This is a genomic window from Bacillus sp. Je.9.29.b (genome assembly GCF_051129925.1).
GTDB lineage: Bacteria > Bacillota > Bacilli > Bacillales > Bacillaceae > Bacillus > Bacillus safensis.
Window position 1 is genome coordinate 17,176 of record NZ_JBCPSO010000004.1, and the last position, 13,473, is coordinate 30,648.

Consider the following 13,473-nt stretch of genomic DNA (forward strand, 5'->3'; position numbering starts at 1 on the left):
GGGACTTTATGCCTGAGGGCAAAATTATTAAAGCATTAAGCGGATTTTATTATGTGCTCGATGAGTCTTTAGAAAGTGGAAAAGTGATTCAGTGCAGAGCGAGAGGCATTTTTCGGAAAAACAAAATCACACCTCTTGTTGGAGATTATGTCGTATATCAAGCGGATAACGATAAAGAAGGCTATTTATTAGAAGTAAAAGAGCGGACAAACGAACTTGTTCGTCCGCCGATTAGTAACGTCGATCAAGCAGTGCTCGTTTTCTCTGCGATAGAACCGACCTTTAGCACATCGCTTTTAGACAGATTTCTAGTGCTGGTGGAAGCAAATGATATTAAGCCAATTATCTGTATCACAAAAGTGGACTTATTGAAAACAGATGAAGAGCTTGAAAGTATTCAAGGCTATGCAGAGGACTATCGGCAAATTGGATATGATGTTCATTTGACATCCACGATCGAGGGAGACGGAATTGAAAAGCTGACCCCGCATTTTTACAATAAAATCACTGTATTTGCCGGTCAGTCTGGGGTAGGAAAGTCCTCCCTTTTAAATGCGATGAGTCCTGATTTGGCGCTTAAAACCAATGATATTTCCTCCCATCTTGGAAGAGGAAAGCATACGACAAGACATGTCGAACTCATTCGTACAGCAGAAGGGCTCATTGCAGATACACCTGGCTTTAGTTCGCTCGAATTTACCGGCATCGAAGCGGAAGATTTAGGCCTTTACTTTTTAGAAATCAAAGAGCGGAGTGCAGATTGTAAGTTTAGAGGCTGTCTGCACGTGAAAGAGCCTGGCTGTGCGGTAAAAGATGCGGTCGAACAAGAGCAAATCAGAGAGTATCGTTATCAGCATTATTTAGAGTTTTTAACTGAAATCAAAGACAGAAAGCCGAGGTACTAACTCATGGTTTATATTGCCCCTTCCATTTTATCAGCAGATTTCGCCAATTTGGAGAAAGATATCCGTGATGTGGAACAAGGCGGAGCGGATTACATTCATATCGATGTGATGGACGGTCATTTTGTACCGAATATTACATTTGGTCCAAATGTTGTGGAAGCGATCAGACCGCATACAAAGCTGCCGCTCGATGTTCACTTAATGATTGAGCAGCCAGACCGGTATATTCCTGCATTCGCAAAAGCAGGTGCTGACATTATTTCTGTCCATGTAGAGGCTTGTCCGCACTTGCACCGCACGATACAGCACATAAAAGAACAAGGCGTAAAAGCAGGTGTCGTCTTGAACCCGCACACACCTGTTTCTCAGATTGAGCATGTATTAGAGGACGTAGACCTTGTCTTATTCATGACGGTGAATCCTGGTTTTGGCGGACAGGCGTTTATTCCATCTGTCCTCACGAAGGTAAAAGAAGTGAAGACCCTTAGCGAACAAAAGGGCTTAGCAGACTTACTCATAGAAATAGACGGCGGTGTCAATGTAGAGACTGCAAAGAGCTGTAAAGAGGCGGGCGCTAACTTACTTGTGGCCGGCTCAGCGGTATACGGTAAAGACAACCGCGCAGCAGCCATTAAAGCCATTCGAGAAGCGTAAAAAAAGGAACCAAAGTCACTCTGATCTTTGGTTCTTTTTACATGGAGAGGAGCGTATATCATGCACATACATATCGTAGCCGGCGGTCCTTTTGAATACATCCCGCCCCTTGAACATGAAGCATCACAGGACGATATTCTCTGGATCGGTGTAGACCGGGGGACGCTCTTTTTACTAGAGCACGGCATCATGCCTGCCAAGGCTTTTGGTGATTTTGACAGTGTGACAGAAGAAGAGCTTTGCGAGCTGAAAAAGAAATTGCCTGCCCTGAATGTATTTCAGGCTGAAAAAGATGAAACCGATTTAGAGCTTGCGCTGAACTGGGCCATGCGCCAGCACCCAGCGCATATTCACATCTACGGCATTACAGGAGGAAGGGCTGATCATTTTCTAGGAAATATTCACCTTCTATATCAAGGCATTCAGCACAAGCAGAACATCACTCTTGTAGATAAGCAAAATATCATTCAAATGTTTGGACCTGGTACATACGAAATAAAAGAAGACCCTGATAAAAAATATGTATCGTTCCTGCCCTTTGGTACATCGATTGAAAAGCTGACATTAAAAGGTTTCAAATATCCTCTGAAAAATTGTCATATTGAGCCTGGTTCCACACTATGTATTAGTAACGAACTCATCCACTCAAATGGTACTTTTTCTTTTCATGAAGGCATATTAATAATGGTAAGAAGCAAAGATTGACCAACCTATCAATGTGGATGGCTGATTAAGCTCAATTGTGCTGCAAGCGGTACTTTTAGGAGGGGGACAAAATGAAATTTTATACAATCAAACTGCCTAGATTTCTTGGCGGCATTGTCCGTGCGATGCTTGGTTCATTTAAAAAAGATTAATGAGTAATCTCCTTTATTTCCACATAAAAACGCCTGCTACAGTTTATTGTAGCAGGCGTTTACTCTTGCTTATACACGCTCAACTTTACCAGATTTCAAAGCTCGAGCTGATACATATACTCTTTTAGGCTTACCGTCCACTAGAATACGAACTTTTTGAAGGTTCGCGCCCCATGTACGTTTTGTAGAGTTCATTGCGTGAGAACGGTTGTTCCCAGCTTTTGTTTTTCTGCCTGTAATAACGCATTTACGTGCCATTTGTTTCCCTCCTAACTGCGAAAACATCATCATATTCTTCATATACGTACTTAGAGATGCCTCAAGATACTTTAATAATTTACCACAGCTTCAAGGGGTTTGCAAGGATTGTTTACTCCTCTTTCAAGAAAAATACCTTGACATCTTGATAAAAAATCAAGGCTATAGTATAAGTAGGATTGGGTCGGATTGAATGATTTCTTTTAAAAAGAAGGGTCTTATAGTAAAATAGTGATAACTCAGGGCAATTTCTCAAAAAGGGGGAACCAATGTGTCCATTGAACTTAGAACGAAATACGGACAAATTGATATATCAAATGAAGTCATTGCAATGGTGGCAGGAGGCGCTGCGATCGATTGCTATGGTATTGTTGGCATGGCGTCCAAAAACCAAATTAAGGACGGCTTGACGGATATTCTCCGCAAAGAGAACTTCAGCCGGGGTGTTCTTGTGCGTCAGAAAGAAGACCGCATTCATATTGATATGTACATCATCGTCAGCTACGGTACAAAAATATCAGAAGTCGCACATAATGTTCAAACGAAAGTCAAATACACGATTCATCACACAATTGGACTTTCTGTTGACTCGGTCAACATTTATGTACAAGGAGTAAAAGTTACGAACCCGTAGTAAGGAGGAAATATATTGTCTATTAGAAATCTTGATGGCCGCTCATTTGCAAAAATGATTCTTGCAGGTGCTCACCATCTTTCTCAAAACGCACAAATTGTTGATGCGTTAAATGTTTTTCCAGTGCCAGATGGAGACACGGGGACAAATATGAATTTGTCGATGACTTCAGGGGCAAAAGCAGTTGAAGAAACAAATACCGATCATATTGGGAAGGTCGGCGTGGCCCTGTCAAAAGGGTTATTGATGGGCGCAAGAGGAAACTCTGGTGTGATCCTGTCACAGCTCTTTAGAGGTTTCAGTAAACATATTGAACAAAAAGAAACGATTGATGCAAAAGAATTTGCTCTTGCCTTACAGGCGGGTGTTGATACAGCATATAAAGCCGTGATGAAACCGATTGAAGGAACGATCTTAACGGTTGCAAAAGATGCAGCAAAGAAAGCGGTTGCTGTTTCAGCAACAGAAGATCAAATTGACCGCGTTCTAGAGTTAACGATTGAGGAAGCAAGAGCATCACTTGATCGAACGCCAGATCTGCTTCCTGTCTTAAAAGAAGTGGGTGTTGTCGATAGTGGAGGTAAAGGACTTCTATGCGTATATGAAGGTTTCCTTGCTTCATTAAGAGGAGAAGAGCTTCCTCCTAAAGCGGCTTCTTTACCTACGCTAAAAGAACTCGTTAGTGCAGAGCATCATAAAAGTGCGCAAAGCCATATGAACACAGAAGATATCGAATTTGGCTACTGTACTGAATTTATGGTGAAATTTGAAGAAGACAAACAGTCCTTTGATGAGAATGCCTTCAGAGAAGACTTAAGTGAATTCGGAGATTCACTTCTTGTGGTGTCTGACGAGACACTGGCGAAAGTTCATATTCATGCAGAGCAGCCAGGAGATGTCTTATCCTATGCACAGCGCTACGGCAGCTTAATTAATATGAAAATTGAAAACATGAGAGAGCAGCATAGCTCAATCGTGAACGAAGAAAGAGAACACGCGCCTGCTGCACCAAAAGCACCTGCTGCTGAAAAACAGCGCTTTGGCGTCGTCAGTGTCGCAATGGGAGAAGGAATTGCTGACTTGTTCAAAAGCATCGGAGCTTCCGTCGTCATTGAAGGCGGGCAGACGATGAATCCGAGCACAGAAGACATTGTCACAGCAATAGAAAGCGTACATGCCGAAACCGTCTTTATCTTACCTAATAATTCTAATATTGTCATGGCAGCTAAACAGGCGGCAACTGTCTCAAGTCGTGAGGTCGTTGTCATTCCGACGAAGACCGTTCCTCAAGGAATGTCGGCACTTCTTTCTCTCAATGAAGCAGCTTCAAATGAAGACAACGAAAGAGCGATGCTAGAAGCGATTGACCATGTGAAAAGCGGGCAAATTACCTTTGCAGTAAGAGATACTCAAATTGATGGAATCGATATTGCGAAAGGTGACTATATGGGTCTGTTCAACGGGAAAATCACCTTAACAGCGAAAAATCAATTAGATGCAGCAAAAGAACTTCTCACCAAAATGGTGACAGAAGATGATGAGATTGTCACCATCATTAAAGGGGAAGATGCATCATCTGATGAGATGGATGCGTTACAAGCCTTTATTGAAGAAACATTTGAAGATGTAGAAGTTGAAGTCCACGATGGAAAACAGCCGCTTTATTCATATATTTTGGCGGTTGAATAACGAAAGAAGGGCAAATAAAGCCCTTCTTCTTCTTTTGCAATTTTTTACTAGCGATTCAACGGTGAAATGAGTTGCGGGAAATGAATGAATCCATTAGTCTAAAGAAAGAACCAAACCATACGCGAGTGGTTATGAGAGGGGAAGACCTATGAAATTTAGAAGTGTGTTTGATATTATTGGGCCCGTCATGATTGGTCCATCAAGTTCGCACACAGCGGGTGCGGCTCGTATCGGAAGAGTAGCTCGCAGCTTATTTGGAAGAGAACCGAAACGAATTGTCGTTTCATTTTATGGTTCCTTTAAAGATACGTATAAAGGACACGGTACAGATGTCGCCATTATCGGCGGTGTTCTTGACTTTGATACATTTGATGAACGAATCAAAACAGCGATCGATATTGCAAAAAGCAAAGAGATCGATATTGAATTTAAAGAAGAAGAAGCAGTGCCGGCACATCCGAATACAGCAAAAGTAGAGATTTCAGATGCGAACGGAAGCCTTGAACTAATCGGGATTTCCATCGGCGGAGGTAAAATTGAAATCACAGAATTAAATGGCTTTGAGCTCAGGCTTTCAGGGAATCATCCTGCCATTCTTGTGGTTCATAACGATCGCTACGGGACGATTGCGGCAGTTGCCAATGTCTTAGCGAAATTCGCCATCAACATCGGTCATATGGAAGTGGCGCGTAAAGATGTCGGGCAAGAGGCACTGATGACGATTGAAGTGGATCAAAATATTGACCCAGCTGTCCTATCAGAGCTTGAAACGCTGCCAAACATTATTCAAGTCACACAAATTGCAGAGTAACAACAAGGAGGTTATGAATGATGTTTAAAAACGTCAAAGAACTCGTGCAGCTAACAGAAGAACGGAATACCTCCATTTCAGAAATTATGATTGTGCAAGAAATGGAAGTGACAGGGAAATCACGTGAAGAAATTTTCTCCCAGATGTACCGCAACCTAGAAGTGATGGAGCAGGCCGTTGAAAACGGGCTGAAGGGTGTGAAATCATTATCAGGCTTAACAGGCGGAGATGCTGTCAAACTTCAAGCCTATATCGCATCAGGCAAAACACTGTCTGGTCATACGATATTAGATGCTGTCAGTAAAGCAGTTGCAACAAATGAAGTCAATGCCGCAATGGGAACCATTTGTGCCACGCCTACAGCAGGCTCAGCAGGTGTTGTACCAGGTACGTTATTTGCAGTAAAAGAAACATTAAAGCCAACAAAGGAACAAATGGTCAGATTCCTATTTACTTCTGGCGCATTTGGTTTTGTTGTGGCGAATAACGCCAGCATCTCCGGTGCAGCAGGCGGCTGTCAGGCAGAGGTAGGTTCTGCATCAGGGATGGCGGCAGCAGCTATTGTCGAGATGGCAGGCGGTACACCGCAGCAATCTGCAGAAGCGATGGCGATTACACTGAAAAATATGCTTGGACTTGTTTGCGATCCAGTAGCGGGACTTGTCGAGGTACCTTGCGTGAAACGAAACGCAATGGGTGCATCTAACGCCATGATCGCAGCAGACATGGCTCTTGCTGGCATCACAAGCCGCATTCCTTGTGATGAAGTCATTGATGCGATGTACAAAATCGGTCAAACGATGCCAACAGCTCTTCGCGAAACTGCACAAGGCGGTCTCGCTGCGACACCGACAGCAAGAGAGCTTGAAAAGAAGATTTTCGGAGGTGTGACCTCATCTCGTGATACAGAAACTGCAAGATAGTGTCTCTGTCCTGAAGGGGATTGGAGAGGAAACCGAAAAAACACTCAATGAACTTGGAATCTACACAGTAGCCGATTTACTCGGCTACTTTCCTTATCGATATGACGACTATGAGCTTCGTAACTTAGAAGAAGTCAAGCATGACGAACGTGTCACAGTTGAAGGGAAAGTACATAGTGAGCCCGTTCTCACCTACTATGGCAAAAAACGAAGCAGGCTGACATTCAGGCTGCTTGTCGGGCGTTTTCTCATTACAGCCATTTGTTTTAATCGCCCATATTTAAAACGAAGCCTTGTGTTAGGTGATACAGTTTCCGTCACAGGAAAATGGGATAAAAACCGTCAATCTATCATGGTGCAGGAATTTAAAAAAGGGACGCACGAGCAAGATGGCAGTATAGAGCCCGTTTATTCAGTAAAAGAAAATGTGACCGTGAAAATGATGAGGCGCTTTGTAAAGCAGGCCTTGTCACTTTATGCAGATAAAGCTGAAGATCCATTGCCAACGCAGCTTGTCTCTGCCTATAAACTCATGTCCTATCAGGAAGCATTAAAAACCATTCATCTTCCAGAAACAAGAGACTCGCTCAAGCAAGCAAGACGCCGTTTTGTGTACGAAGAATTTCTTATCTTTCAGCTGAAGATGCAGGCGATTAGAAAGAAAGAACGAGAGAGAACATCAGGTATCCAGCATCCGTTTTCCAAAGAGGCTGTTTTTGAGTTTGTTGACAGCCTGCCATTTCCGCTGACGAAGGCACAATCAAGAGTGCTTGATGAAATCATGTCGGACATGGCGTCTCCATATCGAATGAACCGGCTGCTTCAAGGAGATGTAGGTTCAGGGAAAACAGCTGTTGCAGCCATTGCGCTTTATGCCGCTCATTTATCAGGTTTTCAAGGTGCATTAATGGTCCCAACAGAAATTTTGGCAGAGCAGCATGCCGATTCACTTTACCAGCTGTTTGAAAAATGGGGACTGAATATCGCCCTTTTGACAAGCTCTGTGAAAGGAAAGCTGCGCAGAGAATTGCTTGAACGTTTAAAAGTAGGTGAGATTGACATATTAGTCGGCACGCACGCACTCATTCAAGACGAAGTCGAATTTCAGCAGCTCGGTCTTGTCATCACAGATGAACAGCACCGGTTTGGCGTCGAGCAGCGGAAAAAACTGCGAAGTAAAGGACAGGACCCAGATGTCTTGTTTATGACGGCCACACCTATTCCGCGAACACTTGCGATCACTGTCTTTGGAGAAATGGACGTCTCTGTCATTGATGAATTGCCAGCTGGCAGAAAACAAATCGAAACGTATTGGGTGAAGCATGACATGCTTGAGAGAATTCTTGCTTTTGTGGATAAAGAGCTGAGAAAAGGCAGACAGGCATATATTATTTGTCCGCTCATTGAAGAATCAGACAAGCTGGATGTGCAAAATGCGCTTGATGTCCATAGCATGCTCACTGAGGCATACCGCGGCAAGTGGTCAATCGGCTTAATGCATGGGAAGCTGGCAAGTGATGAAAAAGATCAGGTCATGAGAGCCTTTACCGCAAATGAAGTACAAATTCTCGTTTCAACCACAGTCGTTGAAGTCGGGGTCAACGTACCGAATGCAACCATCATGGTCATTTATGATGCAGACCGCTTCGGACTGTCTCAGCTTCATCAGCTAAGAGGCCGGGTCGGACGAGGAGAGCATCAATCATTTTGTATTTTAATGGCTGATCCGAAGTCGGAAACGGGGAAAGAGCGGATGCGGATCATGTCCGAAACAACCGATGGCTTTGAGCTGTCTGAAAAGGACTTAGAACTAAGAGGACCCGGCGATTTCTTCGGTAAAAAACAAAGCGGGATGCCAGAATTTAAGGTAGCAGATATGGTTCACGACTATAGAGCGCTGGAAACGGCTAGAAAAGATGCAGCAGACCTTGTCCAATCAGACGCCTTTTGGACTGATCCCGAATACAAAGAACTCCGGCAAACGCTGATAGACAGCGGTGTGCTGGGAGGAGATAAATTAAGCTGATCAAACGCTGGAGGAATTTTCTTGTCTTTTTGAAACAAGGATTGATTTATCATCTATGAGATTATATACTACTATTAGTACCTAGTCATAAATGTACGGATGGTGTCTGCATATGAAACTAAATAAAAAAGAACGTCAAAAGCTTCTCCAGCAAACGATCAGCTCGACTCCATTCATTACTGATGAAGAATTGGCAAGTAAATTCGGTGTCAGCATACAAACGGTTCGTCTTGATCGTTTAGAGCTGTCGATCCCTGAATTACGCGAAAGAATTAAGCATGTGGCCGAAAAGACATTAGAGGATGAAGTAAAGTCACTTCCACTGGATGAAGTGATTGGAGAAATGATTGATGTAGAACTTGATGACCAAGCCATTTCCATTTTAGAAGTGAGAAAAGAGCATGTATTCAGCCGAAACCAAATTGCCAGGGGACATCATCTCTTCGCCCAGGCAAATTCGCTGGCAGTTGCCGTCATTGACGATGAACTGGCTTTGACAGCAAAAGCGAATATCAGGTTTACAAGGCAGGTGAAACAAGGCGAAAGAGTCGTCTCTAAAGCCAAAGTAGCCTCACATGATAAAGAAAAAGGAAGAACCGTAGTTGAAGTAAACAGCTATGTTGGTGAGGAAGTTGTCTTCTCAGGTGACTTCGTCATGTATCGCTCAAAACAAAAGTAAAAGGTGGCACGTAATATGAGAATTGCAGTCGATGCAATGGGGGGAGATCATGCCCCTAAAGCCATTATTGACGGTGTGCAAAAAAGCTTAACAGCATTTTCAGATATCGAGATTACACTTGTCGGCGATGAAAACAAAATCAAACCATACATAACAAACAACGACCGCATCACGATTTTAGATGCAAAAGAAGTCATTGAACCGACGGATGAACCAGTGCGTGCAGTCAGACGTAAAAAGGATTCATCTATGGTGAAAATGGCGCAGGAAGTCTCCGAAGGACGAGCAGATGCCTGCATCTCAGCAGGAAATACTGGCGCCCTCATGACAGCTGGGCTGTTTATCGTAGGCAGAATTGACGGTATTGACAGACCGGCCCTTGCCCCAACTTTGCCAACACTGGATGGCAGCGGCTTCTTATTACTAGATGTTGGTGCCAACGTTGATGCTAAACCAGAACATCTCGTGCAATATGCCATGATGGGATCAATCTACGCAGAGCGTGTTTTCCCAAAGAGCAATCCGCGTGTTGGACTGTTAAATGTAGGAACAGAAGATAAAAAAGGCAACGATTTAACGAAAAAAACCTTTGAATTATTAAAAGCTTCCGACTTGAATTTCGTAGGAAATGTAGAGTCCCGTGACTTATTAGAAGGTGTTGCTGACGTTGTTGTCACAGATGGTTTCACTGGAAATATTGCGCTTAAAACGATTGAGGGCACAGCCCTTTCTGTCTTTAAAATGCTGAAAGAAACCTTAACATCCAGCTTCACAGCAAAAATAGCAGCAGGCATGATGAAGCCGAAATTGATGCAGATGAAATCTAAAATGGATTACTCCGAATATGGCGGTGCCGCATTATTTGGTTTAAAGGCACCTGTTATTAAAGCGCACGGCTCCTCTGATGAAAATGCCATTTTCCATGCAATTCGTCAGGCCCGTGATATCGTAGAAAAAGACGTTTCAGCCATCATTCATCAAGAAGTCCAAAAAGAAACGACGAATGAGTCTTAATGGAGGTAAAGCAGCATGACTAAAATTGCATTTTTATTCCCTGGCCAAGGCTCTCAAAAAATTGGCATGGGAAAAGATTTATTTGACCAAGAAGCAGTATCTAAAGCTGTATTTGAAGAAGCAGACAATACCCTCGGGTTTGATTTATCTTCTATGATTTTTGAAGGGGATGCAGAAGAACTGACGCTCACCTTTAACGCGCAGCCAGCTCTTTTAACGACAAGTATCGCCATCTTAAAGAAATTTGAAGAAAGCGGAATCAAAGCAGATTATGCAGCAGGACACAGTCTTGGTGAATACACTGCCCTCGTTGCAGCAGGCGCACTTTCGTTTAAAGATGCTGTTTATGCAGTCAGAAAGCGCGGAGAATTAATGAATGAAGCTGTTCCAGCAGGAGAAGGCGCCATGGCAGCGATTCTTGGCTTAGACAAAGCGGCACTTGAAGAAGTGACAAAAGAAGTGACAGAGAGCGGTCACCTTGTAGAGCTCGCTAACTTAAACTGTCCTGGTCAAATCGTAATCTCTGGTACAGCAAAAGGGGTAGAACTTGCTTCAGAGAAAGCGAAAGAAAAAGGCGCAAAACGTGCAATTGCCCTTGAAGTGAGCGGACCTTTCCATTCTGCATTAATGAAACCAGCCGCTGAAAAATTTACAGATGTTTTGTCAAAACTGGATATTGAGGATGCCAAAACTCCGGTCATCTCTAACGTAACAGCAGACATCGTGACTTCTCGTGATGAAATTGAGACAAAGCTCATTGAACAACTGTATTCTCCAGTTCGTTTTGAAGAAAGTGTGGAACGCCTTATTGATTTAGGCGTCACAACATTTATTGAAATTGGTCCTGGCAAAGTGCTTTCAGGTCTTGTGAAAAAAGTGAATCGCCGTCTGACGACGATTTCCGTTTCAGATCAAGAAACAATTGAAGCAGCCATTCAAACACTCAAGGAGGATTCTTGATGCTTACAAATAAAACAGCCGTTGTAACAGGAGCATCACGCGGGATTGGCCGTTCCATCGCGATTGATTTAGCGAAAAGTGGTGCAAATGTTGTCGTGAACTATTCTGGAAACGAAGCAAAAGCAAATGAAGTCGTAGATGAAATCAAAGCACTCGGTCAGCAGGCATTTGCTGTGAAAGCTGATGTCTCAAATGCTGAAGAAGTACAAGCCATGATGAAACAAGCAATTGATACCTTTGGTTCAATTGACATTCTTGTGAATAATGCAGGGATCACAAAGGACAACCTGCTCATGAGAATGAAAGAGAATGAATGGGATGATGTCATTAACATAAACTTAAAAGGTGTCTTTAACTGTACAAAAGCCGTGACACGTCAAATGATGAAGCAAAGAAGCGGAAGAATCATCAATTTGGCTTCAGTCGTTGGTGTGTGTGGAAACCCTGGACAAGCAAACTATGTTGCAGCAAAAGCTGGTGTCATCGGATTAACGAAAACAACAGCAAAAGAGCTGGCAACTCGTCACATTACAGTTAATGCAGTAGCACCAGGCTTTATTTCAACAGATATGACAGACAAGCTTGATGAAAATGTACAGACGGAAATGCTCAAGCAAATCCCGCTCGCACGCTTTGGTGCACCTGAAGATATTAGCAACGTCGTTGTCTTTTTAGCTTCAGAAGGAGCAGGTTATATTACAGGCCAAACCATCCAAGTAGATGGCGGAATGGTCATGTCCTAAGAAATATCAAAATTTCATTAGGTTTTCTCTAGTTTTTTAAAAACAATTCAACTATAATACTTTGAGGGGAGGTGAAAGGCAATGGCAGACGTATTAGAGCGTGTATCAAAAATTATTGTAGACCGCCTTGGCGTTGATGAGGCTGACGTGAAAATGGAAGCTTCATTTAAAGAAGATTTAGGCGCTGATTCCCTTGATGTAGTTGAGCTAGTTATGGAACTTGAAGATGAGTTCGATATGGAAATTTCTGACGAAGATGCTGAAAAAATTGCAACAGTCGGTGACGCTGTGAACTACATAAATAGCCAGCAATAAGCGTAACAAAGTCCCGTCTACTTTCGACGGGACTTTGAAAATTTATGTTAGTTTCAACACATTCAGCTGATCAATTGTCAGCCTTTTTCAGATGCTGGGAGCAATGTTTCCCTGCATGTAGAAAGAGAGACTCCATATAATCAGTATCCTTAAAGGCGATTACGCCTACCTGGAGGTTGCTATGCCAAAACAATATAAAGACAAACAGAAACAGAGCAAAAAACTAGAGCAATTTAGAGAATTCCAGCAGCGCATTTCTGTACACTTTAAAAATGAAAAGCTTCTATATCAAGCCTTTACCCATTCCTCTTATGTGAATGAACACCGGAAAAAGCCATATGAGGATAATGAAAGACTTGAATTTTTAGGAGATGCTGTTTTAGAATTGACCATCTCTCAATTCTTATTTGCAAAATATCCAGCGATGAGCGAGGGAGATTTAACGAAACTAAGAGCGGCGATCGTATGTGAACCGTCACTTGTATCACTGGCACACGAGCTGTCCTTCGGAGACCTTGTTCTTTTAGGAAAAGGTGAAGAAATGACAGGCGGCAGAAAACGCCCAGCACTCTTAGCGGACGTATTCGAGGCGTTTATCGGTGCACTTTATTTAGATCAAGGGCTTGAGCCGGTTGAACGATTCCTAGAAGCGTACGTCTATCCGAAAATTAATGATGGAGCGTTCTCGCACGTCATGGACTTTAAAAGCCAGCTGCAAGAATTTGTGCAGCGCGATGGAAAAGGTGTGCTTGAATACCGGATCCTGCATGAAAAAGGGCCTGCACATAACCGGGAATTTGAAGCAAATGTATCCCTTCGAGGTGAAGTGCTCGGAATTGGAAATGGACGCTCTAAAAAAGAAGCAGAACAGCACGCTGCACAGGAAGCACTTGCTAAATTGCAGAAACATCATATGAACCAATAAAATCCCCCTCGTTATTCAGGGGGATTTCACTCTGTTTTCCATCATCTTTTTTCACTTCATATGGTAAGATGATAGTACTT

At 43.0% G+C, this 13,473-nt stretch carries 16 protein-coding genes; 15 read left to right on the top strand and 1 reads right to left on the bottom strand.

The annotated features are described in order from the left end of the window. Window positions 1–8 precede the first annotated feature (8 nt). The 4 genes from rsgA (at window position 9) to spoVM (ending at window position 2,416) form a co-directional block, all read left to right on the top strand. Window positions 9–905, top strand: coding sequence for a ribosome small subunit-dependent GTPase A (gene rsgA, locus AAZR19_RS08970; RefSeq protein WP_326349654.1), 897 nt, complete (start codon window positions 9–11; stop codon window positions 903–905). A 3-nt stretch (window positions 906–908) separates the two neighbouring features. Further along, window positions 909–1,559 carry a ribulose-phosphate 3-epimerase gene (gene rpe / locus AAZR19_RS08975; protein ID WP_262089406.1) on the top strand — a complete coding sequence of 217 codons (651 nt, stop codon included), beginning with the start codon at window positions 909–911 and terminating at the stop codon, window positions 1,557–1,559. A gap of 60 nt (window positions 1,560–1,619) precedes the next feature. Beyond that, window positions 1,620–2,264, top strand: a complete 645-nt coding sequence (locus AAZR19_RS08980) for a thiamine diphosphokinase (protein ID WP_326349653.1) — start codon at window positions 1,620–1,622, stop codon at window positions 2,262–2,264. Window positions 2,265–2,335: 71 nt separating this feature from the next. Next, entirely contained in the window at window positions 2,336–2,416 is an 81-nt protein-coding gene (gene spoVM, locus AAZR19_RS08985; RefSeq protein WP_008354550.1) for a stage V sporulation protein SpoVM, read from the top strand. A gap of 69 nt (window positions 2,417–2,485) precedes the next feature. Here the strand turns inward: spoVM and rpmB are convergent, their stop codons facing one another. Next, on the bottom strand, window positions 2,486–2,674 hold the full coding sequence (rpmB, locus tag AAZR19_RS08990) for a 50S ribosomal protein L28 (RefSeq protein ID WP_003212514.1): 189 nt from the start codon (window positions 2,672–2,674) through the stop codon (window positions 2,486–2,488). A gap of 271 nt (window positions 2,675–2,945) precedes the next feature. Here rpmB and AAZR19_RS08995 point away from each other — a divergent pair, with 271 nt between their 5' ends. The 11 genes from AAZR19_RS08995 (at window position 2,946) to rnc (ending at window position 13,393) form a co-directional block, all read left to right on the top strand. Continuing rightward, a complete protein-coding gene (locus AAZR19_RS08995) occupies window positions 2,946–3,308 on the top strand; it encodes an Asp23/Gls24 family envelope stress response protein (protein WP_008344871.1) in 363 nt (120 codons plus the stop codon). Between the two features lie 15 nt (window positions 3,309–3,323). Then, the gene (locus tag AAZR19_RS09000; protein WP_076839554.1) at window positions 3,324–4,997 is read left to right on the top strand and encodes a DAK2 domain-containing protein; all 1,674 of its coding nucleotides are present in this window, start codon (window positions 3,324–3,326) and stop codon (window positions 4,995–4,997) included. 148 nt (window positions 4,998–5,145) lie between these two features. Next, the gene (gene sdaAB, locus AAZR19_RS09005) at window positions 5,146–5,808 is read left to right on the top strand and encodes an L-serine ammonia-lyase, iron-sulfur-dependent subunit beta (RefSeq protein WP_024424201.1); all 663 of its coding nucleotides are present in this window, start codon (window positions 5,146–5,148) and stop codon (window positions 5,806–5,808) included. A 20-nt stretch (window positions 5,809–5,828) separates the two neighbouring features. Beyond that, a complete protein-coding gene (sdaAA, locus tag AAZR19_RS09010) occupies window positions 5,829–6,731 on the top strand; it encodes an L-serine ammonia-lyase, iron-sulfur-dependent, subunit alpha (RefSeq protein WP_024424200.1) in 903 nt (300 codons plus the stop codon). Further along, window positions 6,709–8,757, top strand: coding sequence for an ATP-dependent DNA helicase RecG (gene recG / locus AAZR19_RS09015; RefSeq protein ID WP_076839555.1), 2,049 nt, complete (start codon window positions 6,709–6,711; stop codon window positions 8,755–8,757). The genes sdaAA and recG overlap by 23 nt, the downstream gene beginning before the upstream one ends. A gap of 112 nt (window positions 8,758–8,869) precedes the next feature. Further along, complete coding sequence (fapR, locus tag AAZR19_RS09020; protein WP_024424199.1) at window positions 8,870–9,436, top strand: transcription factor FapR; 567 nt, start codon at window positions 8,870–8,872, stop codon at window positions 9,434–9,436. Between the two features lie 15 nt (window positions 9,437–9,451). After that, window positions 9,452–10,450: a phosphate acyltransferase PlsX gene (gene plsX / locus AAZR19_RS09025; RefSeq protein WP_034281756.1), complete on the top strand. Its 999-nt coding sequence runs from the start codon at window positions 9,452–9,454 to the stop codon at window positions 10,448–10,450. Window positions 10,451–10,465: 15 nt separating this feature from the next. Beyond that, the gene (gene fabD, locus AAZR19_RS09030) at window positions 10,466–11,410 is read left to right on the top strand and encodes an ACP S-malonyltransferase (protein ID WP_326349652.1); all 945 of its coding nucleotides are present in this window, start codon (window positions 10,466–10,468) and stop codon (window positions 11,408–11,410) included. After that, window positions 11,410–12,153: a 3-oxoacyl-[acyl-carrier-protein] reductase gene (fabG, locus tag AAZR19_RS09035; protein WP_024424196.1), complete on the top strand. Its 744-nt coding sequence runs from the start codon at window positions 11,410–11,412 to the stop codon at window positions 12,151–12,153. The genes fabD and fabG overlap by 1 nt, the downstream gene beginning before the upstream one ends. An 81-nt stretch (window positions 12,154–12,234) precedes the next feature. After that, window positions 12,235–12,468: an acyl carrier protein gene (gene acpP / locus AAZR19_RS09040; RefSeq protein WP_003212028.1), complete on the top strand. Its 234-nt coding sequence runs from the start codon at window positions 12,235–12,237 to the stop codon at window positions 12,466–12,468. Between the two features lie 181 nt (window positions 12,469–12,649). Beyond that, a complete protein-coding gene (rnc, locus tag AAZR19_RS09045) occupies window positions 12,650–13,393 on the top strand; it encodes a ribonuclease III (protein WP_008344850.1) in 744 nt (247 codons plus the stop codon). Window positions 13,394–13,473: the final 80 nt, after the last annotated feature.

Excerpts from the sequence above, each read along its gene's own strand:
- rsgA (WP_326349654.1), top strand. The coding sequence starts at position 9 with ATGCCTGAGGGCAAAATTATTAAAGCATTAAGCGGATTTTATTATGTG.
- rpe (WP_262089406.1), top strand. The coding sequence starts at position 909 with ATGGTTTATATTGCCCCTTCCATTTTATCAGCAGATTTCGCCAATTTG.
- AAZR19_RS08980 (WP_326349653.1), top strand. The coding sequence starts at position 1,620 with ATGCACATACATATCGTAGCCGGCGGTCCTTTTGAATACATCCCGCCC.
- spoVM (WP_008354550.1), top strand. The coding sequence starts at position 2,336 with ATGAAATTTTATACAATCAAACTGCCTAGATTTCTTGGCGGCATTGTC.
- rpmB (WP_003212514.1), bottom strand. The coding sequence starts at position 2,674 with ATGGCACGTAAATGCGTTATTACAGGCAGAAAAACAAAAGCTGGGAAC.
- sdaAB (WP_024424201.1), top strand. The coding sequence starts at position 5,146 with ATGAAATTTAGAAGTGTGTTTGATATTATTGGGCCCGTCATGATTGGT.
- sdaAA (WP_024424200.1), top strand. The coding sequence starts at position 5,829 with ATGTTTAAAAACGTCAAAGAACTCGTGCAGCTAACAGAAGAACGGAAT.
- fapR (WP_024424199.1), top strand. The coding sequence starts at position 8,870 with ATGAAACTAAATAAAAAAGAACGTCAAAAGCTTCTCCAGCAAACGATC.
- plsX (WP_034281756.1), top strand. The coding sequence starts at position 9,452 with ATGAGAATTGCAGTCGATGCAATGGGGGGAGATCATGCCCCTAAAGCC.
- fabD (WP_326349652.1), top strand. The coding sequence starts at position 10,466 with ATGACTAAAATTGCATTTTTATTCCCTGGCCAAGGCTCTCAAAAAATT.
- fabG (WP_024424196.1), top strand. The coding sequence starts at position 11,410 with ATGCTTACAAATAAAACAGCCGTTGTAACAGGAGCATCACGCGGGATT.
- acpP (WP_003212028.1), top strand. The coding sequence starts at position 12,235 with ATGGCAGACGTATTAGAGCGTGTATCAAAAATTATTGTAGACCGCCTT.
- rnc (WP_008344850.1), top strand. The coding sequence starts at position 12,650 with ATGCCAAAACAATATAAAGACAAACAGAAACAGAGCAAAAAACTAGAG.